Origin of the sequence: Gordonia sp. SMJS1 (assembly GCF_029866425.1) — a bacterium.
Classification (GTDB): domain Bacteria; phylum Actinomycetota; class Actinomycetes; order Mycobacteriales; family Mycobacteriaceae; genus Gordonia; species Gordonia hongkongensis.
In genome coordinates this window covers 2,627,970-2,652,363 of sequence record NZ_CP123381.1, presented here as the reverse complement: position 1 = coordinate 2,652,363, position 24,394 = coordinate 2,627,970, and the positions used below count along the sequence as shown (strand labels likewise).

The 24,394-nt window shown below is 68.1% G+C and carries 22 protein-coding genes; 3 read left to right on the top strand and 19 right to left on the bottom strand.

Annotated features, from left to right (window positions below; translation table 11 throughout):
- Positions 1–16: 16 nt before the first annotated feature.
- The 4 genes from QAD21_RS12090 to QAD21_RS12075 all read right to left on the bottom strand — a co-directional run bounded on the left by QAD21_RS12090 (position 17) and on the right by QAD21_RS12075 (position 5,352).
- A complete protein-coding gene (locus tag QAD21_RS12090) occupies positions 17–1,291 on the bottom strand; it encodes a glycosyltransferase 87 family protein (protein WP_280359516.1) in 1,275 nt (424 codons plus the stop codon).
- A gap of 208 nt (positions 1,292–1,499) precedes the next feature.
- The gene (locus QAD21_RS12085) at positions 1,500–1,949 is read right to left on the bottom strand and encodes a globin domain-containing protein (RefSeq protein WP_280359514.1); all 450 of its coding nucleotides are present in this window, start codon (positions 1,947–1,949) and stop codon (positions 1,500–1,502) included.
- A 134-nt stretch (positions 1,950–2,083) separates the two neighbouring features.
- A complete protein-coding gene (locus QAD21_RS12080; RefSeq protein ID WP_280359512.1) occupies positions 2,084–3,355 on the bottom strand; it encodes a reverse transcriptase family protein in 1,272 nt (423 codons plus the stop codon).
- A gap of 608 nt (positions 3,356–3,963) precedes the next feature.
- The gene (locus tag QAD21_RS12075; protein ID WP_205333600.1) at positions 3,964–5,352 is read right to left on the bottom strand and encodes an IS1380 family transposase; all 1,389 of its coding nucleotides are present in this window, start codon (positions 5,350–5,352) and stop codon (positions 3,964–3,966) included.
- Between the two features lie 423 nt (positions 5,353–5,775).
- On the opposite strand from QAD21_RS12075, the gene QAD21_RS12070 reads away from it, so the two are divergent.
- The gene (locus tag QAD21_RS12070) at positions 5,776–6,852 is read left to right on the top strand and encodes an IS110 family transposase (protein ID WP_068971204.1); all 1,077 of its coding nucleotides are present in this window, start codon (positions 5,776–5,778) and stop codon (positions 6,850–6,852) included.
- Between the two features lie 211 nt (positions 6,853–7,063).
- Here QAD21_RS12070 and QAD21_RS12065 read toward each other — a convergent pair whose 3' ends face one another.
- The 5 genes from QAD21_RS12065 to QAD21_RS12045 form a co-directional block, all read right to left on the bottom strand.
- Complete coding sequence (locus tag QAD21_RS12065; RefSeq protein ID WP_280359507.1) at positions 7,064–9,472, bottom strand: excinuclease ABC subunit UvrA; 2,409 nt, start codon at positions 9,470–9,472, stop codon at positions 7,064–7,066.
- 206 nt (positions 9,473–9,678) lie between these two features.
- Complete coding sequence (locus tag QAD21_RS12060; RefSeq protein WP_058250458.1) at positions 9,679–10,089, bottom strand: VOC family protein; 411 nt, start codon at positions 10,087–10,089, stop codon at positions 9,679–9,681.
- 19 nt (positions 10,090–10,108) lie between these two features.
- Positions 10,109–10,540 carry a helix-turn-helix transcriptional regulator gene (locus QAD21_RS12055; RefSeq protein WP_280359505.1) on the bottom strand — a complete coding sequence of 144 codons (432 nt, stop codon included), beginning with the start codon at positions 10,538–10,540 and terminating at the stop codon, positions 10,109–10,111.
- A gap of 18 nt (positions 10,541–10,558) precedes the next feature.
- Positions 10,559–12,223 carry a phospho-sugar mutase gene (locus QAD21_RS12050; protein ID WP_280361691.1) on the bottom strand — a complete coding sequence of 555 codons (1,665 nt, stop codon included), beginning with the start codon at positions 12,221–12,223 and terminating at the stop codon, positions 10,559–10,561.
- Positions 12,224–12,234: 11 nt separating this feature from the next.
- The gene (locus QAD21_RS12045) at positions 12,235–13,464 is read right to left on the bottom strand and encodes a sugar phosphate nucleotidyltransferase (protein ID WP_165630078.1); all 1,230 of its coding nucleotides are present in this window, start codon (positions 13,462–13,464) and stop codon (positions 12,235–12,237) included.
- Positions 13,465–13,492: 28 nt separating this feature from the next.
- Between QAD21_RS12045 and QAD21_RS12040 the strand changes: the two genes are divergently transcribed.
- Positions 13,493–14,725, top strand: coding sequence for an NAD(P)/FAD-dependent oxidoreductase (locus QAD21_RS12040; RefSeq protein WP_280359504.1), 1,233 nt, complete (start codon positions 13,493–13,495; stop codon positions 14,723–14,725).
- Positions 14,726–14,744: 19 nt separating this feature from the next.
- Here QAD21_RS12040 and QAD21_RS12035 read toward each other — a convergent pair whose 3' ends face one another.
- The 6 genes from QAD21_RS12035 to QAD21_RS12010 form a co-directional block, all read right to left on the bottom strand.
- Entirely contained in the window at positions 14,745–15,752 is a 1,008-nt protein-coding gene (locus tag QAD21_RS12035; protein WP_058250453.1) for an oxygenase MpaB family protein, read from the bottom strand.
- Positions 15,753–15,851: 99 nt separating this feature from the next.
- Positions 15,852–16,598, bottom strand: a complete 747-nt coding sequence (locus QAD21_RS12030; protein WP_280359499.1) for a VOC family protein — start codon at positions 16,596–16,598, stop codon at positions 15,852–15,854.
- A complete protein-coding gene (locus QAD21_RS12025; RefSeq protein WP_137810802.1) occupies positions 16,595–16,918 on the bottom strand; it encodes a hypothetical protein in 324 nt (107 codons plus the stop codon). Before QAD21_RS12025 ends, QAD21_RS12030 begins: the two co-directional genes overlap by 4 nt.
- A gap of 36 nt (positions 16,919–16,954) precedes the next feature.
- Positions 16,955–17,176: a DUF3263 domain-containing protein gene (locus QAD21_RS12020; protein WP_065632045.1), complete on the bottom strand. Its 222-nt coding sequence runs from the start codon at positions 17,174–17,176 to the stop codon at positions 16,955–16,957.
- A 200-nt stretch (positions 17,177–17,376) separates the two neighbouring features.
- Positions 17,377–18,528 carry a DUF475 domain-containing protein gene (locus QAD21_RS12015; RefSeq protein ID WP_226513286.1) on the bottom strand — a complete coding sequence of 384 codons (1,152 nt, stop codon included), beginning with the start codon at positions 18,526–18,528 and terminating at the stop codon, positions 17,377–17,379.
- Entirely contained in the window at positions 18,525–18,806 is a 282-nt protein-coding gene (locus QAD21_RS12010) for a hypothetical protein (protein ID WP_065632033.1), read from the bottom strand. The genes QAD21_RS12015 and QAD21_RS12010 overlap by 4 nt, the downstream gene beginning before the upstream one ends.
- Positions 18,807–19,160: 354 nt before the next feature.
- Here QAD21_RS12010 and QAD21_RS12005 point away from each other — a divergent pair, with 354 nt between their 5' ends.
- Positions 19,161–19,505 (top strand): RNA polymerase-binding protein RbpA, encoded by a 345-nt coding sequence (locus QAD21_RS12005; protein WP_058250448.1) that lies wholly within the window; start codon positions 19,161–19,163, stop codon positions 19,503–19,505.
- Between the two features lie 77 nt (positions 19,506–19,582).
- Here QAD21_RS12005 and QAD21_RS12000 read toward each other — a convergent pair whose 3' ends face one another.
- The 4 genes from QAD21_RS12000 to QAD21_RS11985 form a co-directional block, all read right to left on the bottom strand.
- Complete coding sequence (locus QAD21_RS12000) at positions 19,583–20,401, bottom strand: polyprenol monophosphomannose synthase (RefSeq protein ID WP_280361554.1); 819 nt, start codon at positions 20,399–20,401, stop codon at positions 19,583–19,585.
- Positions 20,385–22,079 (bottom strand): apolipoprotein N-acyltransferase, encoded by a 1,695-nt coding sequence (lnt, locus tag QAD21_RS11995; protein ID WP_280361543.1) that lies wholly within the window; start codon positions 22,077–22,079, stop codon positions 20,385–20,387. The genes QAD21_RS12000 and lnt overlap by 17 nt, the downstream gene beginning before the upstream one ends.
- The gene (locus QAD21_RS11990) at positions 22,076–23,710 is read right to left on the bottom strand and encodes an amidohydrolase (protein ID WP_280361541.1); all 1,635 of its coding nucleotides are present in this window, start codon (positions 23,708–23,710) and stop codon (positions 22,076–22,078) included. Before QAD21_RS11990 ends, lnt begins: the two co-directional genes overlap by 4 nt.
- Positions 23,711–23,818: 108 nt before the next feature.
- The gene (locus QAD21_RS11985) at positions 23,819–24,328 is read right to left on the bottom strand and encodes an FxsA family protein (protein WP_280361539.1); all 510 of its coding nucleotides are present in this window, start codon (positions 24,326–24,328) and stop codon (positions 23,819–23,821) included.
- Positions 24,329–24,394 lie beyond the last annotated feature (66 nt).

Sequence of the window (24,394 nt, the reverse complement as noted above, 5' to 3'; positions counted from 1 at the left end):
TCTGCAGACGGGGTGTTCACGCAGGTTGTGCGAGCGTGTCGGCCGACCGTCGGGACGTCAGCACGCGGGGAGCCGAGACCCCCAGCGCGACCAGCACCGCCAGACCCCAGAGCAGGTACGACGACCCGACGAGATGCTGCCACCAGACCCAGGACAACTCGGCGTCGTACCGCTGCGGGATTCGCTGATGCGGCGCGACGGCGAAGATGACGAGCCCGGAACCGACGAGCCACCACCACATCGCCGACGCCGCGGGCGTGGTCGCGAGGAAGGTCAGCAGGATAAGCAGCGGGACCACCCAGACCCAGCTGTGGTCCCAGGCGACCGGCGAGCAGTACAGCGCGGCGAACGCGACTGCCATCAGTGCCGCGACGTCGCGCGGCCCGGACGGCTGTGGACCTGCCGGTGCAACCGACAGCAGATGCCACGCGACCCATGCGATGAACAGCCCGACGATCAGCGAGACGAGGAACCACGCGACGTCGGACTCGATGCCGAGTCTGCCGAGCTCACCCTTGATCGATTGGTTGTTCGCGAAGTGCGGGCTCCCGATGCGGTCGGTGTCGAAGAGGGTCGATGTCCAGTAGGTGGTCGAGTCGTTCGGTGTCAGGAGATGGCCGAGGGCGGCGTAGGCGACCGCTGACGCCGCGGCCACGCCGAGTGCGCGCCAGTCCCGTCGGACGAAGAAGAACAGCAGGAACACCGCGGGGGTGAGCTTGATCGAGATGGCGAGTCCGACGAGCAGCCCGTTCCACCACTTGCCGCGGCCGAGCAGTACGTCGACGACGACGAGCGTCATCAGCACGATGTTGATCTGGCCGAAGTTGAGGGTGTCGCGGACGGGTTCGAGCCAGAGGCCGACCGTCGCGGCGGCCGTTGCGAGCCACCACAACTCGTGAGCGGGCCGCTCGACGAGACAGGACAGGACGATGCGGCACACCACCAGCAGGCAGCCGATGGAGATCGCGGTGAACAGGGCCTGACCGAGGCCGAGTGGGACGACCGTGAAGATCGAGAACAGCGCTGCGGCAAGCGGTGGATACGTGAACGGGAGGTACGAGCCTTCCGCGAGTCGGGGCAGGATGCCGTACAGGTCGCCGCCGTCGAGCAGGACCTGTCCGCCCATGCGGTAGACGTCAAAATCGATGCGATAGGGAGCCGGCGGTTGGTTCGGCAGCACGACGATGGCGACCGCCGAACTGATGAGGAAGACGGCGAGTGTCGCCCACCGGGCCCGGGCTGATCCCAGGTATCGATCCAGCGCACGTCGCGGGTTTACAGCAGCAGTCACGAGCCCTCACTTCCGAGCGGGATCGTATCGCGGAGGTCGTGCGATTCAGGGTGGCCGGGCCGTGGTCAGTCGGGCGGCGCGGATCTCACGCGGACTCGTCGGTCGTCGGGCAGTCGAAGGGTGGTCGCGCGTTCTCCGGTGGGGTCGGTCGATAGGACCGTGGCGAGTCGAAGTGATCGGCCGTCGCCGGGATCGGGCGAAGGGCGGGTCAGGCGGCTCCGGGTTTGCGTCGTTCGGCCGTCGTAGCGTCGACCGTGAGCTCATCCGGATAGCCGTCGAGCATGATCGTCGCGACCGCGCCGAGCGCGCGGTCCCAGGCCAGCGTCATGGCCGGGGTCCAGGACTTGCCGCCGATCTCGCTCATCGCGGCGATCATGCATTCCGCGACCGCCGTGTACATCGGTCTGGTGACGCCGAGGCCGGCGTGTCGCCGGCCCAACGTGTGCAGAGTCGTCGTCAGCCACTCGGCGTCGTCGAGATGCTCCACGACCGAGACGACGGCGCTGCGCAACATCTCGGCCTGGGCCCGAGCGTCGCGGCCGAACATGGCGCGAACGGTGGGATAGCGGTCGAACAGGATCTCGTAGAAGCGAACGGTGAGGCCCGCGTCGGGAAGATCGACGAGTGCCAGGCTGCGTTCGAGCAGTTGCTTGTCCATGCACGGACCTTGGTGCACCGGCATTGCGACTGGGCACGCTGCGGGGAAGGCCGAGGTAACAGTGGTCTCACAGCGAACCGCAGCCGGTGTGAGGTTCGGGATTGTTCGGGCGTTTGGTCCGTCTTCAGAGGTTCTCAGCTGTCCCAGTCGACGGTGCGGGCCATGTTCAGCAACCGGCGTCGGCGCGTCTCCCCCGTCGCACCCACCCACGCGATGAGGCCGTAGACGTGTGCGCGGAAGTCCGGGTGTTCGTCGTGATTCTGCGACGACGCCCCGTGTCGGCGGGCGTTGTGCAGCAGGGCTCGCAGGTTGTCGTAGTCGGATCGGGCGACCTGCGGACGGTCGTTGACGACGAGACCGGCGAGCTGTTGGCGCTGATGGCTGCGCATGATCCGGACTTTCTCCGGGTGCACGGTGAATCGCTCGTCTTCGACGATGCGGAGCACGGTCCACAGCGCGCGGTCGGCGTTCATCGCGTCGCCCGAGATCGCGAGGTCGTCGCCGTAACGGGTGTAGCGGAGGCCGTGACGGCGGGCGTACCCGTCGAGCCGCCGATCGAGCGGCCGCATCACGAGATTGGCCAGATGGGGCGAGGTCGGCGCACCTTGCGGCAGATGCCGTTCCCGGAGGAAAGCTGCGTGCGTGTGACCGATGCCGCGGAGTTCGTCCACAGGCGTTGCCGTGGTGCACAATTCGGCGAGAAGGCGCGCGATGTGCGGAGGGTAGCCGGCCTGCCGGAACACTGCTCGGACGCGCGGAACGGTGATCGTCTCGAAGCAATGCCGGAGGTCGACGCGCAGCACCACGGGACGGTCCGTGTGCGGCCAGGCGAAAGCAGCCGGTGACGACCCGGGTATGAAGCCGCGCGCCGCGGGATGGGCCGGAATGCGCTCGACCAACCGTCTCAACAGGCGCCGTTGCGTCTCGCGCATACGGGGTTTCGGAGCTTCGATGACCCGGACACCGTCCCGCTTCTCACGCCGCCAGATTCGGTAGTGACGCAACGGCGGGCGCGCCGTTCGTAGCCATTGGCCGCGGTCGGCGAACCATTCGAGCTCGGGCACGGTGAAGTCGAGCCAGTGCGCGAACTGCTCGACATCGTAGAGATCGGGCAGAGCGTCGGACACCGTTCCCGCGGAACGTGGTTCGTGCAGTACGACGGGTTGAGCGGCGAGGGGTGCCGGGTGGGTCCACGGCGCGAGGGCCTGGATCATCACGGTCGCGGGATGTCGCGGTTCGTGAGGCGAGAGTTCGATGATGCCGGCGGCGACTTCGGAGGTGACCTCAGCGGGCAGGACCGCTGTCACTGCCGCCAGGATCTCCGGCCACGTCCAGGCGGTATACGTGCGCGAGAAGGCCGCAGCGACTTCCGCTGCCTGGTGCGGTTGCAGGAACGGTTCGGTCACGGCGTCGTGTCGCGTCGCGAGCTGACGTGATGATGAACGACGGGTGGGGTGACCAGAACTGTGCAGCGGCGCCGTGTGGCACGTGAAGCGTGCGCGCCGGCGTCGGACGCAGGGACCAGCTGTGAAGTGCACCCAGGGGTTACCCCTGAGACGGATCGCGACGATCCACTCTCACCTTGCCCGTCGTTCATCAACCGACATGGTGCCACGGGCGTCTGACACCGTCGGGGACGTTCGCGGTCCGCGCGGAGAAGGCGTCACGCGGGGTGCCGTAGTGAAAGGGTCAGCTGCGCTGCGCCGTTTGTGCTGTCTCGCGCGAAACCTACTCCCTTGGTGACCGACAGACTTCAACTCGACCGGTAGACCTCGATCGAAGTCCATAGGTCGAGTTGAAGTCTGTCGGTTGGGGGTGCCTGGTTGCTGGACCCTTCGAGGCTCGTCGCTATCGCTCCTCGCACCTCAGCCTGAATCCGTGGAAGGGGTTCAGGTGGGGTGGGGTTGGGGCGCGTGATCGCCTGATTGTGTTGTGGGCGTGTGGTATTCGCTGACCTGTGTCAGCCTTTTCACTGGGGTTCCTTGGTGGTGGGTGGGCGGGTGTGGTTGGTAGGTCAGGTGGTGTTCACCGCGGCCCACAGCGCGGTGAACGCGTGTTGGGTGGGCCAGTGGCGGGGTAGGTGCAGGACCGGTGTTCGTGCTGGTCGCGCTAGTCGGGCGGGTATCGCGATGAGGGTGCGGCGCAGCGTAGCGCCCCGCGCGGCACGCAGTGCCGGTGCTGCGGTGAGTGCGGCGAGGGTACGCATCAGGTTGTGGCTGATCGCGGTCAGCGCCAGCCAGGCGGCGTTAGCACCGAACCGTCCGGAGGGCAGATGCGCCAGCGGTCCGTCGATGAGGTCGGCGAACACGGTTTCGATGATGGCGTGGCGGCGGTGAGTGAGGTCGGCGGTGACGGTGTCGTCGGTGGTGTTGGTGAAAAACGAGTGGTACCGCCACGCAGGCATCAACGTGTCGGTGCCGGCGGGGTGGTGGGCTTTGACCCGACGCACGATCAGTCGCGCGGTGACCGGCTGGGCGGAGTCCGGTTGCACGGTGTAGGAGGTCTCGGCGACTTCGGCATCAGAGATCAGTTCGCCGGTGACGGGGTCGGTGACCGCACCGGGATAGTGCACCGGCGTCCACGCGTCGTCTCCGATCGCGGTGATGGCGCGGGTGATCGCCGTGTTGGTCCGCAGGACCAGCGAGAACGTCGCTCCGAGGCGTTGACAGGTACGCATCACCGCAGCGGTGCCATACGCCGAATCGCCACGGACGGTGATCTCCCCGCTCGCTCCGCAACGGCGTGCGGTGGTCAGGGTTTCAGCGATCATTCTCGCTGCCCCGCTCCCGGAAGCGGTGCGGCCGGCGCGTAGCCAGGCGTTGCCGATCACCGGTGGATGCCCGGATGCGGACAGGGTGGCGATCAGCGGGGACAACCCTTTGCGCAGGAGTTCACGCCCAGCGATCTTGGCGTGCCCATAGGAGGCTCCGGCCTTGTAGTAGCCGTACACCGGGCGCAGCAGCGAGTCAATATCGACAAACACCCGGGACCCGTCGGTGGGCAGCAGACCCGCCGTGGCGCACATCGCCGGCAATGTCCGGGTCATCACCGCGTTGAGCGCTCGGGCGTGCCCGGGGGTGAACTCGCGCAGCATTTGCCCGATCGTGGCCGGGGCGTACACGCGGTCGAACAGGCGGGTGTGCCCACCAGTGCGGACCATCCCGAGGTCGTCGATACTGTCAGCGCCGCAACACAATCCGGCGATCACGGTCAACAGTTTCGCCTCGAGGTTGGCCCCGGCGGAGGCGACCTGGGTGGTACCGAGATCGACCCGGTCGCCCAGCGATGCGGCCAACCCGGTCGACTCGGCCACTCTCATGACCGGTACCAGCCCGGCGTGCGACACCAGGTTATCGTCGTCGAAGACCGCGGACTCGGCGGAGAACGTGTGCGATACTTTCACTGAAAGTGCCTTCTGAGCTGGAATGTTTTGTGTCTCAACACCACCAATCATTCCAGCTCAGAGGGCATTTTCACGTTATCGACACCCCGCACCCGTCCACGGATCCAGGCTCAGGGAGCGGAAGAAGGCTCGTCACCTAGGGTTTGGAAGCCTCGGTCGCTGGACCCTTCGTGGCAGTGAGAATGGGTGTGGGTGGTTGACCGGGTTTGGGTCTGACTTACTTCGTGGCTGACGGTGCTGTCATGGGCGAGATGTGTCGGCCCGGAACTCCGGTCGATCACCTGCACCAAGTGACCTGTGAGGACCGGGGCGGGTGTGACCTGATTAGGACCCTGTCTGGCTGGTAGGCCGTGACTCTTCACTGTCCTGTCCACCCGCCCCGGTGAGGTCATCCACCACCGCAGTGAAGGAGACACCGCCAGAATGGCTGAGACAGCAGTGACCACGCAAGTGGTCGTACTCGGAGTCGACACCCATCAACAGACCCACCACGCCGCGATCGTCGCCATCGACGGCCGCCCGCTGGCCGATCGCGAGTTCCCGACCACCACCGCCGGCTACACCCAGTTGTGGCAGTGGGCGTGTGGCTTCGGCCGCGTCGAGGATGCCGCAGTGGAATCGAGCGCCTCCTACGGGGCCGGGTTGACCCGGATGCTCACCGCCGAAGGGGTGCGAGTGATCGAGGTCAACACCCCCGATCTGCCGCGCCGCTACGCCCACGGTAAGACCGATCAACTCGATGCCTACGCCGCAGCGATGGCAGTCATCACCGGCCGCGCGACCGCGGTGGCCAAAGACACCCGCGGCGCGGTCGAATCTGTTCGGATGCTCACCGTGGCAAGGGCTTCGGCCGTCGAGGAAGCCACCCGCATCGGTAACCAGATCCGTGACCTGTGTACCACCGCACCAGCCGAGTACGCCGATCAAGCGCGCCAGGCCCGCACCATCGCCAAGCGGGCAGCATTCATCAAAGACTTGCCGGTACCAGCCGAGAAAGCTGATCTGTCCGGGCCGGCCGCGGCGTTCGTGCGCGCTGCGCGGTCGCTGCTCGACCGACACCGACTCGCCCAACAACAAGCCCGGTCTTTGGCCCGCGAACTCACACGACTGCTGAGCAAGCTGGTACCCACCCTGCTCTCGCGCCCGCAGATCGGGCCGATCACCGCCGCCCGCCTGGTGATCACCGCCGGTGACAACGTCGAGCGGATGGGCACCGAGGCACGGTTCGCCAAACTCGTCGGCGCCGCCCCGTTACCGGCATCCTCAGGCAAAACCAGCCGTCACCGACTCAACCGGGGCGGGGACCGGCAAGCCAACAGTGCTCTGCACATGATCGCGGTCGGACGCATGAAATCCCACGCCCCCACCCGCGCCTACGTCGAGCGACGTTCCGCCGAACACAAAACGAAGAAAGACATCCTCCGCTGCCTCAAGCGCTACATCGCCCGCGAAGTGTTCCGCGACCTCACCACTGACCTCGGAGCACTTGACAAGCTATAGGACCCTCTCGTCGCTATCGCTCCTCGCACCTCAGGGAGCAGTTGGGGCGCTCCTTCGGATAGGGAGCGGCGGGGCGCTCCTTCGGATAGGGAGCGGCGGGGCGCTCCTTCGGATAGGGAGCAGTGGGGGCGCTCCTTCGGATAGGAAGCAGTGAGCCGCTCCTCAAGGAGCAGTGGCGCAGCTCTCGCTCGCGCCCGACTGCGCGCTCGGGTCAGGCACCGACGTACTCGGCGAGGTGCTCACCGGTGAGCGTGGACCGGTCGGCGACAATGTCGGCGGGCGTGCCCTCGAAGACGATTCGGCCGCCGTCGTGGCCGGCGCCCGGGCCGAGGTCGATGATCCAGTCGGCGTGGGCCATCACGGCCTGGTGGTGCTCGATGACGATCACCGACTTCCCGGAGTCGACGAGACGGTCGAGCAGTCCGAGGAGCTGTTCCACGTCGGCGAGGTGGAGGCCCGTGGTGGGCTCGTCGAGGATGTAGACGTCGCCCTTCTCCCCCATGTGACCGGCCAACTTCAACCGCTGGCGTTCGCCGCCGGACAGGGTGGTCAGAGGCTGACCGACCTTGATGTAACCGAGCCCGACGTCGACCATCCGGTGCAGGATCTTGTGCGCCGCCGGGAGTTTGGCGTCGCCGTCGGCGAAGAAAGCTTCCGCCTGGGCGACCGACATCTCGAGCACTTGGCTGATGTTGCGGCCGCCGAAGGTGTAGTCGAGCACCTCGGCCTGGAATCGCTTGCCCTCGCACACCTCGCAGGGCGCGGCGACGCCGGCCATCATCGCGAGGTCGGAGTAGACGACGCCTGCACCGTTGCAGTTGGGGCAGGCACCCTCCGAGTTCGCGCTGAACAAGGCGGGTTTCACGCCGTTGGCCTTGGCGAATGCCTTGCGGATCGGCTCGAGCAGACCGGTGTAGGTCGCCGGATTGGAACGCCGCGACCCCTTAATGGCGCTCTGGTCGATGGAGACGACCCCGTCCTCCTTGGCGACCGTCGAGTTGATCAACGAACTCTTGCCCGAGCCCGCGACGCCGGTGAGCACGACCAGCACACCGAGCGGGATGTCGACGTCGACATCGCGCAGATTGTTGGCGTCGGCCCCGCGGACCTCGAGATGACCACTGGGCGTGCGGACTTCGTCCTTGACGGCGGCGCGGTCCTCCAGGTGGCGCCCGGTGAGCGTGTCCGCGGCCCGCAGTTCGTCGACGGTGCCTTCGAACACGATCGTGCCGCCGTCGGTGCCCGCTCCCGGGCCGATGTCGACGACGCGGTCGGCGATCGCGATCACCTCGGGCTTGTGCTCGACCACCAGCACCGTGTTGCCCTTGTCCCGCAACGCGCGCAGCAGATCGTTCATTCGGGTGATGTCGTGCGGGTGCAGACCGATCGACGGCTCGTCGAACACATAGGTCACGTCGGTCAGCGACGAACCGAGGTGACGGATCAGCTTGGTGCGCTGCGCCTCTCCGCCGGACAGGGTGCCGGCCGGGCGCTCCAGGGACAGGTAGCCGAGACCGATATCGACGAACGCGTTGAGGTGGTCTCGCAGCGCGGTGATCAGCGGGGCCGCGGACGGATCGTCGAGTTCGGCGACCCACTGGGCGAGATCGCTGATCTGCATCGCGCATGCGTCGGCGATGCTGATGCCCTTGATCTTCGACGAGCGGGTCTCGGCGGTGAGGCGGGTGCCCTCACAGTCCGGGCACTTCGCGAAGGTGATGGCGCGGTCGACGAAGGCACGGATGTGCGGCTGCATCGCCTCACGATCCTTGCTCAGCATCGACTTCTGGATCTTCGGGATCAGACCCTCGTAGGTGATGTTGATGCCCTCGACCTTGATCTTGGTGGGCTCTTTGTACAGCAGGTCGTTGAGCTGCTTCTTGGTGTACTTCGCGATCGGCTTGTCGGGGTCGAAGAAGCCGCAGCCGCGGTAGATCCGGCCGTACCAGCCGTCCATCGAGTAGCCGGGGATCGTCAGCGCGCCCTCGTTGAGCGACTTCGACGAATCGTAGAGTGCGGTGAGGTCGAAGTCGGAGACGTCGCCGCGTCCTTCGCATCGCGGACACATGCCGCCGGTGATGGAGAAGCTCCGACGCTCCTTGACCTTCTGCCCGCCCTTCTCGATGGTCACCGCACCCGCCCCGCTGATCGAGGCGACGTTGAACGAAAACGCCTGCGGCGGTCCGATGTGCGGAGTTCCCAAGCGACTGAACAGGATACGCAGCATCGCGTTGGCGTCGGTGGCCGTGCCGACGGTCGACCGGACGTTGGCACCCATCCGCTCCTGATCGACGATGATCGCCGTCGTCAGACCCTCCAGGATGTCGACGTCCGGACGAGCCATCGACGGCATGAAGCCCTGGACGAACGCGCTGTACGTCTCGTTGATGAGGCGCTGGGATTCCGCGGCGATGGTGCTGAAGACCAGTGAACTCTTCCCGGAACCCGACACCCCGGTGAAGACCGTCAGCCGACGCTTCGGCAGATCGACGCTGACGTCCTTGAGGTTGTTCTCCCGGGCGCCATGGACGCGGATGATGTCGTGCGTATCGGCGGGGTGAATGCCGTCGGCCCGCACGGCGTCGACCTTCCGTGCGGGACGGGTGGCGGTTCGGCTCATCGTCTCTCCATCAATGTGGCGACCGCGGGCGGGCGGTCGTCGGCGTTCGGGGTGCTCGTGTCATTCCGGAGGTCCGTTGCCGCGAGGTCGGTGCGCGGACTCCCGGTCGATCTAACCAGGGTGGAGGACACGTCCGCGGGGTGTTGTCGGTCGACGACCGCGCCGAGTGCTTCCGGGGGCGGGTATCGACCGGGTCCGCACATCTCTCAGCCGGCCTGGTCGATACGGATGAGATTGCCCGCCGGGTCACGAACGGCGGCGTCGCGAACGCCGTACGGCTGATCCATCGGCTCCTGCACGATGTCGACGCCGCTGGACTGCAACTTGTCGAACAGCCCGTCGAGGTCGTCGGTCGCCAGCGTCAGCGCGCCGTAACTCCCCTTGGCGATCAGCTCGAGGATCGTCTGTCGTTCCTCCTCGGAGATACCGGGATCGGCAGCCGGCGGATGCAGGACGATCGACGTGCCCGGCTGTCCGGGCGGGCCGACGGTCAGCCACCGCATGCCCTCGTAGCCGACATCCTTGCGGAGTTCGAAACCGAGGAGGTCGCGGTAGAAGCCCAGGGCGGCGTCGCCGTCGGTGTGTGGGAGGAACGTGTATTGGATCGTGATGTTCATGCGATCAGGCTAGGCAGTCTCACCCGCGCTGTGCTTCTCGATTCCTGATCGGTCTCGTGATGTTCTTCGCCAGGCACGCCGGTATCCCGTCCGTCGCGTCGGCCGACTGTTCGCGATAGACCGTCGGCGGGACCCCGACGATTTCGGTGAACCGGGTGCTGAACGTGCCCAACGACGAGCAGCCCACCTCGAAGCAGACCTCGGTGACGGTCAGGTCGCCGCGCCGCAGCAGCGTCATCGCCCGTTCGATACGGCGAGTCATCAAGTACGAGTAGGGCGATTCGCCGTAGGTCTGGCGGAACTTCCGGCTCAGGTGACCGGCCGACATGCTCACCCCGCGCGCGAGCGCCTCGACGTCGAGCGGCTGCGCGTACTCGCGGTCGATGCGATCGCGGACCCGACGCAGCAGGGTCAGGTCGCGCAGGCGCTGATCGGAATCGGTTCGCGGCACGGATCGATCGTAGTGCGCTCAGACCCCGAGCACCGCCGAGATGTCCGCACCGAGGGCGTCGAGACGGCGTGCGGCCTCGTCCCGCGGTACGGCGCCGCCCGGGCAGTCGAGGACGACTTCCAGATAGCACTTCAGTTTCGGCTCGGTGCCGGAGGGACGCACGACGACGCGGTCGTCGGCGGCGGTCCGCACCAGGACGCCGTCGGTCGGCGGGAGATCAGCGGATCCATGTGCCAGGTCGCGGTTCTCCACCACCGGCGAGCCGGCCAGTCGTTCGATCGGCGACGAACGCAGGCGCTGCATCATCTCGCCGATCAGAGCGGTGTCCTCGACGCGGATCGTCAACGGTGCGGTGGCATGCAGGCCGTGGCGACGGGCGAGCCGGTCGAGTTCGTCGGTCAGCGTGCGGCCGTCCTTCCCGAGTTCCTCGACGAGGGAGATGACCCGGACCATCGCACCGATGCCGTCCTTGTCGCGGACGGTGTCGGGGTCGGTGCAGTAGCCGATGGCCTCCTCGTAACCGAAACGCAGGCTGGAAGTCCGGGCGATCCACTTGAAGCCGGTGAGCGTCGCGGCGAACCGCAGCCCGTGGTCCGCGGCGACCCGGCCGAGCAGCCGGCTCGACACGATCGAACACGCCAGGGTGTCACCGGGGCGCGTCGCATCCCGTGCCGCCTGCTCCCCCAGCAGCGCGCCGATCTCGTCGCCGGTCAGCTGCCGCCACTGCCCATCGGGACCGACCGTCGCCACCGAGCAGCGGTCGGCATCGGGGTCGAGGGCGATCACGACGTCCGCGTCGACGTCGCGTGCGAGATCGAGCGCGAGGTCGAGGGCACCGGGCTCCTCCGGGTTCGGGAACGGCACCGTCGGGAAGTCCGGATCGGGAGCGGACTGCGCCGCCACCACGTGGACGTCGCCGATTCCCGCGGCCCGCAACACGTCTCGGGCGACCGCACCCCCGACCCCGTGCATCGGCGTCAGTACGACGCGCACCGGCGACGGGCCGCCGCCGGGTCGAAGCCGCGCGGTGCGCTCGACATAGGTCCGCACGGTCTCGTCGTCGAGGTGGATGACCGCCGCGGGGTCGCGGGACACTTCGTCGGCGGGCGGCGCCTGCGCGATCCGGGCCGCGATGTCGGCGTCGGCCGGCGAGATGATCTGCACTCCCCTGCCCGCATCGTCGGTGGCACGGCCGCCGAGATACACCTTGTAACCGTTGTCGGCCGGTGGGTTGTGCGAGGCGGTGATCATCACCCCGGCGTCGCAAACGAGCGCACGCGTCGCATGAGCGGTGACCGGCGTCGGCAACCGGGGTGGCAGCGCGAACACCGTGAGCCCCTGCGCCGCAAGCACTTCGGTTGCCGCGTCGAAGAACTCGGCCGATCCGTGCCGGGCGTCGCACCCGACCACGACACGCGCGTCGGGACCGACCGTGTCGAGCAGATACCGCGCGACACCGGCCGTGGCGCGGGTAACCACGGCGACGTTCATCCGCGACTCGCCCGCACCGACCTCGCCGCGCAGGCCGGCGGTGCCGAAGGTCAGCGGTCCGTGGAAGAGGGCCGCGAGATCGTCGGCGGCGGCGACGTCACCGGTCACGGCCGCGTCGATCAGATCGGTCAGCACGGCTCGGGTCGACGGGTCCGGATCGTGGTCCCGCCAGTGCCGCGCGGTCGCGAACAGGTCGGCCCGGGTCACCGGATGCGGCGACCCGGCTCGACGCGGTCTCCCAATGCCACCCGGGCACCGCGCAGGATCTGCGTATCCATCCCGACCAACGTGATCTTCTCGGTCGGGACCGGGCGTGTCCGCGGGTGCCCGCCGATCACCGCGTTCGGGCCGACGCGCACCCGTTCGTCGAGGACAGACCATGCGACCGACGCGCCGGCGCCGATGACAACGTCACCGAAGATCACCGAATCGGCCACGACCGCACCTTTTTCGACGACCACCCCCGGTCCGAGAACGCTGCGTCGGACCGTTCCGTGCACGTGGGCGCCGCTGCTGACGAGACTGTCCTCGACGACCGCCCCGGTCTCGATACGCGCGGCCGGGCGCTGCGGCTGGTTGGTGAGGATCGGCCGGTCGGCGCGGAAGACGTCGAGGGACCCGTCGATGAGGTCGCGGTGCGCCTGCAGGTAGGTCTCAGGACGGCCGGCGTCGATCCAATAGCCAGACATCGCGTGGGCGACCGTCTTGCCGCGGTCGACGAACCAGGGCACCAGGTGTTCGCCGAAGTCGCCCAGGCCGGTGTCGTCCTTCGGGGACCCCTCGGTCGTCCGGCTCTCCAGGTACTCGAGGCCCTCGATGAGCACGGCCGGGTCGTAGACGAAGATCTCGGTGGCGATCGTGCGCGTGGTGGCGCGTTCGGGTTTGTAGCGGAACTCGCGGACGGTCCCGTCGCGGCGGGCTTTCACGGTGGCGTGCTGCGCAGCCTCGTCGAGAGGACACGTCGTGGTGACCACAGTGCATTCGGCGCCATGGCGGCGGTGGGTCTCGATGGCGTCGCGGAAGTCGAAGTCGTAGACGTGGTCGGCGCTCATGACGATGACCTCGGCCGGTGCGTGGGCGGCGATGCGGCCGCGGATGCGGTACAGCAGGTCGGCGTTGCCGGTCGCGAAACCGTCTTCGGTTTCCGGGGCGTCGGTCTGTTCCGGCATCACCACGCGCAACCCGCCGCTCGTACGGTCCAGATCCCAGGGACGGCCACCCGCCACGATCTGGGTGATGGTCTCGGCCTCGTATTGCACGCACAACCACACGTCGTCGATGTGACTGTGGTGCAGGTTGGAGAGCGGGAAGTCGATGAGCTGATAGTTGCCCGCGAACGGCAACGCGGGTTTCGCCCGCCGATCGGTCAGCACCTCCATCCGCGAACCACGTCCACCGGCCTGCACGATCGCGAGAACCTCCGAATACCGCATCACCCCAGTCTGCCCCACGCCGCCGGGTTTGCCCGGATACCGTGGCCGACGGAACTCGACGACATGCGACGAGGAGGTACGAGCGGTGACGCGCATCCACCGGGCCGAGCACGCGACGACGGAGCGTGTGGAGGTCGACTGCCTCGTGGTCGGCGGCGGCATCGTCGGGCTGGCGGTGGCGCGGGCATTCACCCGGCGAGGACGCGACGTCGTCGTCCTCGAGGCCACCGATTCGGTTGGCGCGCAGACGACCTCGCGGAGCTCGGAGGTGATCCACGCCGGCATCTACTACCCCGAGGACAGCCTGAAGGCGGAACTGTGCGTCCGCGGTCGCGAGCAGTTGACCCGATTCTGCGACGAGCACGGCGTCTCGTGGGCGCGGCCGGGCAAACTCATCGTCGCCACCGACGGCACCCAGAGCGAACGCCTCGACGTCTTGCTCCGACACGGTCTGGCCAACGGCGTTTCCGACCTCCGACGGATCGGAGTGGACGAACTGCGCGACCGGGAACCGGCAGTCGAAGGCGTCGCGGCTCTGTTCTCACCGTCGACCGGGATCGTCGACGTCGACGGCGTGGTGCGTGCGCTGGTGCGTGACCTGGAGGCACACGGTGGCGCGATCGCGTTGCGCAGCAGGGTGATCGGCGGACAGATCGACGCACACGGCGTCACCGTGCACACATCGGACGGTGAATCGGCGTCCGCCCGGACGCTCGTCAACTGTGCCGGGATCGGCGCGTGGGAAGTGGCCCGGGCGCTGGCCGGATTCAGCGGCCCGATCCCACCGCGCTTCCTCGCCAAGGGGAATTACTTCGGGTTGTCCGGCGTCCGGGCGCCGTTCCGTCACCTCGTCTACCCGATCCCCGCCGACGGCGGATTGGGCGTGCACTACACGATGGATCTCGCCGGCGAGGCCCGTTTCGGCCCCGACGTCGAATGGCTGACGCCGTCCCCCGACGAGACGATTACCGGGGAGGAACTCGACTACGCCGTCGACGAGGCGCGCGCCGACGCATTCGAGCGAGCCATCCGCACGTACTGGCCGCAATTGCCGGCCAATGCCCTGGTGCCCGCTTACGCCGGGATCCGACCCAAGGTCGCCGGACCGGGTGCCGGTGCCGGCGACTTCGTGATCCAGGGTCCGCTGTCACACGGCATCGCGGGCCTGGTCAACCTCTTCGGTATCGAGTCGCCGGGCATCACGTCATCGTTGGCGATCGCCGACCATGTCGTCGGTCTGGTCACGCCCCCGACGACGTGACCAGACCGACCGGGAGCGCTCAGCCCTGGTGCGCCGCACCCTCTTTGGGGTGGTACTGGTAGGCAGCGCTTGCCTTCTCGCGAACCTTCATGGCCTGGATCGCGTCGTGATGACGCCGGGCGTGATAGGCCAGCGGGAAGTACGTCAGCCGCTCCGGCAGGGTGCGGTAGGCGAATCGCAGATTGCGATGAATCCGCTCGAGGTGACGCTGCTCGGCGTCGGACCAGCTCAGGCCCAGGATTTCGCGCACCCGCGGATCCATGACGCCGACGGTGGTCAGGTAGTTGAAGTTCTGGAACGGCACCGACGCGGTGGCAGCGGCCTTCTTCACGGCGGGGCGCAACGCCTTGGGCACCGACTTCGGGACCACGGGCGCGGCGCGCATCTGACCGATCAGTTCCAGCGCGACCGGGTGCCGGACGAGCTTGTTCTCGATGAAATCGTCGAAGTACTCGTCGAACTCCTCGAGGGTCTCGGGGTAGTTCTTCATCGGTACCTGGACGATCTTGGCGATGCGGCGGTTGTCCCGCAGGAGTTCTTTGCGCTCCTCGAGAGTGAAGTGCCGGCCCAGCACCAGCGGCGCGGCGGTCTCGATCGTGGGTAGCGCGGTGGCGATCACCCAGGCGTACGCCTCCGGGTTGAGTGCACTGATGTGCTTGCCCTCCGAGTTGCGCATCTGCAGCGGCTGGTGCAGCTTGCGGAGACGCTTGCCCTCCTCGAGAGCCTCCTGACCGCCGTAGGTCCAGCGCAGCACCGAGTCGGCGGAGCGGATCGCACGTCCCACGGGATCGGTGCGGAAGACTGAATACTTGTCGACGACATCGCCGATGACGGGGTGCATCACCTGCATCACGAACGCCGCCCCGTTGATCGGGAGGAACGTGTACATGCCGGTGAGCTTGGCGGTCAGCGAGTCCGGCGGGATCAGTTCGATCTCGTCGTCGCGGTGGTTGAGCAGCGGCTCGCCCGCCACGAAGTCACTCGCTGCGGGTTCGGACGCTGTCCGTTCTTCGTGTACCGCGGTCATGGTGCCCCCAACATCGGTCTCGGATACTACTAATTCGACAACATTCGTAGTCAGATTAGCGCAGGCGTTCCCGAAAACCCACCTTTTGTCGGATTTCGGCTACTGACGCGAGTCGGGTCCGGCCTCGGGGCCGATGACCACGGTCCGCGTGGCGAGTTCGCGGTGGCGAACCGTGAAGATCCGCGTGCCCTTCTTGCGTCCGATGCGGACCTCGCTGAGATCGAGTCCGTCGGCCGTCAGACGCGCGTGGGTCGTGTCCACATCGGTCGACCGCCATGCCACACCCCAGAGCATGACCGGCGACGACGGCACCGGGTCGGCCGGCGGGCGGGGCGCGGCGACGACCTCGACGATCAGGTCGTCGCGCCGGAAGAACAGCTGACGGGCGTCCTGCCCGATCGGCTGGTCGAGACGGAAATCTAGGCCGAAGGTGCCGGCGAACAGCGCGACGGCGACATCGCGGTTGTCACAGGTGAAGACCAGATGATCGAGGCCGGTCAGATCGCCGTCGGCGGCGACTCCGGACTCGTGTCGTTCGGCGATCCCGACCGGACTGGTCTCGCCCAGCGCTCCGAGGACGGTGTCCGCGAGCGGATACCCGCGCCGGCCGAGTAGACGCCGGGACGCCGTGATGTCGTCGACCGTGAAGTACACGTCGTGGGTGTCGGGCTCGCCGGCCGACGGCCGGATCGAGAGTGCGACGTTGCCGAGGTTCACCACTCGCCGGCCGTCGGCGCCCGTACCGACCTCGCGTCCGAGCAACCGCTGGTAGGTCTCGGCGGTCGTCGACGGGTCGTCGCTCGCGAGGTCGACGAGTGCGTGCGGGCCGGCGGGCGGAATCGTCACCGCTTCTTCTTACCCTTCCGACGACGAGCCGGCGCCGGCGGCACCCGTCGATGAATCAGTTGCGCCGAGCTGGTGATATGCCAAGCGCGGCAGGAGCACTCGTAGTAGCGCAGCTCCGGAGCGGTACCGACGAGGTGGCGCCGGAGTCGATCGATGCCCTCGCGAGCGTCGGCCGGCGAGGCGAACGGCAGTTTGTCGGGCGTCGGGCAGGCCGGATAGTCGACGCCGGCGCGGCGCCGGCGTCGAGGTTGCTCGCGGAACGCCGTGCGTGCCTCGACATCGCGATAGAACGCTTCGAGATCGTCATCGGAGAAGGGCACCCGTCGATTATCCCCCGAGCCGCGCGCGGGCTGGGATCAGCGGGCCATCCACAGCCGACGCCGGATGACCTGGCGCATGCGGCGCAGCTCCGCAGCGGTCAATCCCGACGGCGGGTCGGTGTCGACGAGGCGGTCGACCTGGGAGAAGAAGTCCCGATCGGTGAGGCCGAACTCCTCGACGATCTGCCGGGAGGAGCCCCCGCCCAGGGAGTACCAGTCCGTCTCGAACTGGATCATCTGCTGCTGTTTGCTGTCCATGAAGACCACCGAATCTGCGTTTTCGACCTGAAACCCGGACCTGTGTCGCGGAGCCACTCGGCTTCGGCTCCTGCGTGACACGCGTCACCGACGTCGTCATTTCTACACCTGTCGACCGACAGAAGACAGCAGGCGGCCCATGCTGATTCCAAAGGTCCCGCAGATGTTCATCGCACGTTCGAGGACGGCCGCGGAGAAGCTCAGACCGCCAGTCGATCGCCGGTCCCGGCACGCGCTTCGCGCCGGTTCGCGCGGATGCTGCTGGCGAGCGACGCGCCGATGAACGCCACGCCGACGAGCCCCGTGATCACCTCGTTGATCTCGATCTCGATGCTGATCAACAGGATTGCGGCCAGCGCGCCGATGGCCCAGTGCGCACCGTGTTCGAGGTAGCGGTACTCCCCCAGCGTGCCCTTGCGGACAAGGTAGATCGTGATGGACCGCACGAACATCGCGCCGATGAATCCGAGCCCCAACGCGATGATGATCGGGTCGGAGGTGATGGCGAAGGCGCCGATCACCCCGTCGAAGGAGAACGACGCGTCCAGGAGCTCGAGATAGAGGAAAAGGAAGAACCCGGCCTTGCCAGTGGCCACGGTGACCGGGTGCGGACCGGAGCCGTTCGATCCGGACCTGTGTGATCCGGGCCCGCCTGATTCCGTCGCGTCTGATTCCGGCTCGTCCGATTCCGGCTCGGCCATGAACAGCGAGCTGAGCCCGTCGACGGTGATGTAGGTGACCATGCCCAGGATTCCGGCGATCAGGACGGTCGCGCGGCTCTCGTCCGGCGCCAGGAACTCGGCGGTGAGAACCAGAGCCAGGGCGGCCAGTACGACCGCGAGCTGGTCGAGCTTGCCGAGCGTGGCGAGCGGCTTCTCGAGCCACGTGAGCCAGGTCTGCGGGCGCTCGGTGAGCACGAAGTTGAGGAACAGGAGCAGGAGGAACATGCCGCCGAACGCCGCGATCTGCGGGTGGGCCTCGGTGAGGATCGTCTCGTAGCTGGGTTGACCGTCGGCGAAATGCGTCTGCCCTTCGGGCGGCGGGTTCATCGCCAGGTCGAGCGCCTCGACGGGGTTGAGACCTCCGGTGATCCACACGATGACCAGCGGGAACAGGAGACGCATGCCGAACACGGCGATGAGCACGCCGACGGTGAGGAACATCTTCTGCCAGAACGCGCTCATCCGTTCGAGGATCGTCGCGTTGATGACCGCGTTGTCGAACGACAGGGACACCTCGAGCACGCCGAGGATGGCGCACAGGGCGAGGCCGGTCCAGCCGAGGTAGAGGTAGGCGACGACCAGGGCCACGAGCGTGACGACGAGCGAGGGCGCGAAGATGCGCGCGGTCACCGCAGCTTCTCGGCTTCCCGCGCGAGTTCGAGCAGAGTGTCGGTGAGGTCGGCCAGCACGTCGTGTTCGGCACCTTCGGCCACCGCGGTGCCGAGGTCCTCCGCGGCGCACCGCAGCGCGAACATCCGGTCGCCGAAGTCGGCGGCCTCCGCCGAGGAGAGAATCACCGCGTCGTCGGGAATGGATGTGCCCTCCAGCAGCGTTCTCTGCTCGTAAGCACGCTGCCTGCACGATCGCTTGCAGTACTTCCGCCGACGCCCCATCTCGGAGTCCACCATCGTGCGGCCGCACCAGGCGCAGGCGTACGGCCGACGCCGACGCGATGCGCCCGTTTGTACGCCGTGCGTAGTGCCTGGTTCCACACCGAGACCGTACCGCTGTCACGACCGGCCCCGCTCGCTGCGCTCCCGGCGGCGGCACACACTCGCCCCGCTCGCTGCGCTCCCGGCGGCGGCCCCGCCGAGCGGGTTGGACAACACGGGTCGTCGCCGGTGGCGAACCCACGCAGGAATGCGCGTAGAATGTTCCTGTTGACGACCCGAAAGTCGTGCGCAGCGTTGCGCGCGATCCTGGAATGCAACAGAGATCTCCCGGCAGACCGGGAGATCCGACGAAGTTGAGAGGAACCCTTCATGGCAGATCGAGTACTTCGGGGTAGCCGCCTCGGCGCGGTGAGCTACGAGACCGATCGTGACCACGACCTCGCGCCGCGACGCATCGTCCAGTACCGCACCGACAACGGCGAGATCTTCGACGTGCCGTTCGCCGACGACGCGGAGGTCCCGTCGAAGTGGCCGTGCAAGAACGGCATGGAAGGCACCATCCTCGAGGGCGCCGAGCCCGAGGAGAAGAAGACCAAGCCGCCGCGTACGCACTGGGACATGCTCCTCGAGCGTCGCAGCGAGGAAGAGCTCGAAGTGCTGCTCAACGAGCGCCTCGACCTGCTCAAGCAGCGGCGCAAGGGCATCACCAACTGACACCCGCGGCGCCCGACGCCCGGAACCGAACAGACCCGGCAGGACATCCTGCCGGGTCTGTTCGTCTGCTCAGCGGATCATCGCGTCCGGACGAGTCCCCAGCGCTCGAGGCGGCTCTGGACTCCCCAGCGGGCGACCATCGTGAACGCCTCGGACATCACGCCGCCGCTCATCTTGGACACCCCGATCTCACGTTCGGTGAAGGTGATCGGTACCTCCCGGACGTCGAAGCCGGCACGCACCGTGCGCCACGCCAGGTCGATCTGGAAGCAGTAACCCGCGGACTCGACGGTGTCGAGCTGGATCTTCTCCAGCACGATGCGGCGATAGGCGCGGAACCCGGCGGTGATGTCGCGGACGCCCGCACCGAGAGCCAGACGGGCATAGGTGTTGGCACCGCGGGAGAGGAACTCCCGGCGCTTCGGCCAGTTCACCAGCTTGCCGCCCGGGACATAGCGGGACCCGATCACGAGATCCGCGCCGTCGTTGACGGCGTCGAACAGGCGGTGCAGCTGCTCGGGTGCGTGGCTGCCGTCGGCGTCCATCTCGACGATGACGGCGTAGTCGCGGTCGAGTCCCCACGCGAAGCCGGCGAGGTACGCCTTGCCCAGGCCGTCCTTGTCGACGCGGTGCATGACATGGACCCGGGTCGCCGCGTCGGCGCGAGCAAGGTCGTCGGCGACATCGCCCGTGCCGTCCGGGCTCGAGTCGTCGACCACGAGGACATGCGCCCCTGGCAGCACGTCCTGTAGACGTCCGATGATGAGCGGCAGGTTGTCGCGCTCGTTGTACGTCGGCACGACGACGAGTGCGCCCGTGCCGTCGGCGCCGACCACGCGTTGCGGCGCGTCGTCGGGCCGCCGCTGCCCTGCCGTGGCGTCAATCCCCGATGCCATCGAGCTCCTTCGTGTCACCGGTCGCCCGTGCGGCGACCCTGCGTGGCCTGAGTGAGAACCTAGTACGCGAGCGCAGCGCAAACAAAAGCCCGGCCACCGCGGCGATGATCGCGACCACCTCCGGCCAGGGGCCCAGGCGGGTCGCGAGAGTCGTGTCCTCATGGAGCGGCAGACGCCCGGTCAGCACGTCCGCGGTGAATATGCCGGACTGTTGGCTGATGGATCCGTCCGGCTCGATGACGGCGCTCACCCCACTGGTGGCCGCGACGACCACGGACCGCCCGTGTTCGACGGCCCGGACCTGTGACATGGCCAACTGCTGGTAGGTCATCTCGGTCCGGCCGAAGGTCGCGTTGTTGGTGGGCACGAACAGCATCTGCGCGCCGTCCCGGACGGATTGCCGAGCGGCCCGATCGAAGGCGACCTCCCAGCAGGTCGCGACACCGACGGTCACCGTCCCCGAGCGACCGGGCACATCGACCACCGTGGGTCCGGTGCCGGGGCGGAGGTCTCCGGCCATGTCCGCATACGACGAGAACAGGCGGAAGAACGGCCGCCACGGGAGGTATTCGCCGAACGGCTGGACGATGTGCTTGTCGTAGCGGTCGACCGGGCCCTGCGCGCCGTCCCAGACCAGGACCGAATTGGTGGGTCGGCCATCGGGGTTGCGGATGAGCGTGCCGACCAGGATCGGCGCGTCGACGGCCTCGGAGGCCGCGGTGATCCCGGCGGCCGCGTCTGCGTTGTCCAGCGGCGAGATGTCCGAGGCGTTCTCCGGCCACAGGACGAAGTCGGGCTGCTCGGTCTGCCCGGTGTCGATCGCCCGGCCGTGGGACATCGTCGTGCGGACGTGATTGTCGAGGACAGCGCGCCGCTGGGCGTTGAAATCCAGACCCAGTCGCGGGACATTGCCCTGGATGGCACCGATCCGGGCCGAGGACGTCGCGATGTTGCGGTCGAGGCTGGCGGGGGTCGCCGCGATGGCCGCGATCGGTGCGAGCAGCGCGATGGCCACCGCGGCGGTCGCGATGCGCACCACGCCCGAGGAACGTTCGGTGGACGGTCCCGGACCGTCGGCGTGCTCGGGGTCGGAGGCGGTCGTCGTGCGCCGGTACGCCCGGGTGAGGATCACGAGCAGCCAGGCGACCGCGGAGCCGAACAGTGCGACACCTGCTGACAACCCCGGCGCGCCGAGCACCGAGGCCAGCGGCAGCAGCGGTCCGTCGACCTGACTGAATGCGGTTCTCCCCCAGGGAAACCCGCCGAACGGAAAGGCGGAACGGAGCGCTTCGACGAGCACCCACGACAGCGTGAACCACACCGGAGGCACCGGAAGCCGCATCGTCAGGGTGGCGATCGCGCCGAACAGCGCGAGGTAGGCGGCGAGCACCGCGGCCAGGGCGAGCCACGGGAGCGGACCGACGTAGACGCCGATCCACGGCAACAGCGGCACGAAGAACGCCAGCCCGAAGACGAAGCCGATCCACCCGCCGGTGCGCACCCGGGGCGACCCGACGAGGAGTGCGGCGAACAACAGGCCGAGGCCGAGGACCGCGAGGAACCACCAGTTGCGCGGTGGGAACGCAGCCCACATCGCGACACCCGCGGCGGCGGCGGTCCCGGTACGTGCGAGCCAGGACGCTGAGATCCGGGATCGGGAGACCCGCGGGGGACTCACCCGGCGTCCCGGTCGTACAGGGTCCGTCCGCGATGCACGGTGCGTACGCAGCGCGGCAGCGCGGCCCCCGGTGAGACGTCCGGCAGCGCGGGCACCCGCGACCGCGGATCGGTCGACCACCGCTGGACCTTCTCGTGGGATCCGGCGACGACGAGGTCATCGACTTCCCACACCGCGTAACTCGCCGGGGCGCCGGGCGTCAGGGTCCCGGTGACACCGTCGTTGACTCCCCCGGCCCGCCAACCGCCGCGGGTCGTCGCGGCGAACGCGCCGCGCGCCGAGATCGCGTTGGTCGGCTGATGATGGTGCACGGCGGCCCGGATGGTCGACCACGGGTCGATGGCCGTCACCGGCGCGTCTGACGAGAACGACAGGGCGACACCGGTTTTGGCCAGCATCGCGAAGTCGTTGAGGGTGGCCGCGCGGCTCGCGCCGAGACGGGCGTCGTACAGGTCGCCCGGACCGCCCCATTCCGCGTCGAACAACGGTTGCATGCTGGCGATGACGCCGCAGCGCGCGAGGACCTCGGCGTCGGCGGCGGTGACCATCTCGGCGTGTTCGAGCCGGTGCGCACAGCGTGCGAGCGCGGGCGTGCCGAGTTCGTCGGCGAGTTCGGCGAGTGCGCCGACGACCACACCGGTCGCGGCGTCGCCGATGACGTGGAAGCCCGCCTGGATGCCCGCGATCGTGCAGGCGCGCAGGTGATCGCGGATCTGGTCGGGGTCGAGGTAGCTGATACCGCTGGTGTGCGGATCGTCGGTGTATGGCTCCGAGAGCCACGCGGTGTGGGAGCCGATGGCACCGTCGATGAACAGGTCACCGCCCAGGGCATCGGCCCGGGTGATCGACATCAGTTCGCGGGCGTGGTCGGCGTCGGTGACGGCCTGGCCCCAATAGCGCCGGATCTCGACGGGATGGTCGAGTTCGGCGAGCGCGAGGAAGTCGTCCATGCCGCTGATGTCCGGTCCGCCGTTCTCGTGCACGGCCACCACCCCGTGGGCGGCGGCCCCGTCGAGCGCGCGGCGTTGCGCACGTTCGCGATGCGCCGCGGTGACCAGAAGACGGGCCGCGCCCCGGACGAGATGGTGGGCCTCGGCGACCAGCGGCTCCTCCGGGTGATACCCGACGGCGTCGGCCAGGTCCGGGATCAGGCGTCGTAGCGCGGTGGATGCCACCGCGGAGTGCTCGTCGATCCGGGCGAGGTAGACCGGCCTGGTCCCGACGACGGCGTCGAGCTCGGTGGTCGTCGGGAAGCGACCGTCGTCGGGTTCGGCGCCCGCCCAGGTCGAGTCGTCCCAGCCGAGACCCCAGATTAGGTCGCCTCCGTCATGGGCGGATTCGGCGGCCACGGCCTTCTCCACCAGCCGCAGGCAGTGCGTGCGGCTCGACGCCTCGTTCAGGGTGAGGCCGTCGAGTCCGAGCCCGGTGGACGTCAGGTGGACGTGGGAGTCGACGAACCCGGGACTGACGAAGTGCCCGTCGAGGTCGATGACCTCGGCGTCGGGATGGAGTGCGCGGCCGACGTCGTCGGTCCCGACCCAGACGACGATTCCGTCGGTCACGGCCATCGCGGTCGCGTCGGGGGCCGCCGGCGAGTACACGGCGCCGCCGAGGAGCAGTTGGGTTGCCACGATCGTTCAGTGTGCCTTGCCGTCGGAGGAGGGTGGCGAGCGGTCCGGATGCGTGCGTGTCGGTGGCGCGGGCGGCGTGGTGCCGACCGTCGGCTGATCAGGACCTGTTCAGCGGCCCTGCGGTAGGCCCCGGGTGTGCGGCGGCGCCGACGGCGACCCCGGCTCGGACGTGTCGGATTCCACGACGGAACCCTCGACGACGGTCACGCCACGTCCTGCGCCGTAGACACCGGTGGCATACATCCCGGCCCGGTCCATCGCGGTCGCCACACGGCGGGCACCCACCGCGGCGACGGCCGGACGCATCACCCGACGGGTGGGCGGGAACAGCAGCAGGGTCCCGGCCACGGTCGACACGACGCCCGGGACGACCAAAAGGATGGTCGACACGGCGACGAGCGCGGTGTCGGCCAGCGGGGCGCGGGCGTCGACCTCGTTTCGCGACGCGCGGCGCAGCTCGTCGAAGACCTTGCCGCCCTGCCAGCGCAGGACGACAAATCCGAGGACCACGGCGGCGAGGCTGATGAGCACCGCCCAGCCGAATCCGAGGGTCATGACCATCGCGACGAACGCGGCGATCTCCAGCACGGCGTAGGCCGCGAACCAGCGGAGAGCCATGATGCTTCACCTGTCCTTCGGCGCCCTTTCGGCACCCGTTGACGTCAGGGTCTGCGTGGACAACGA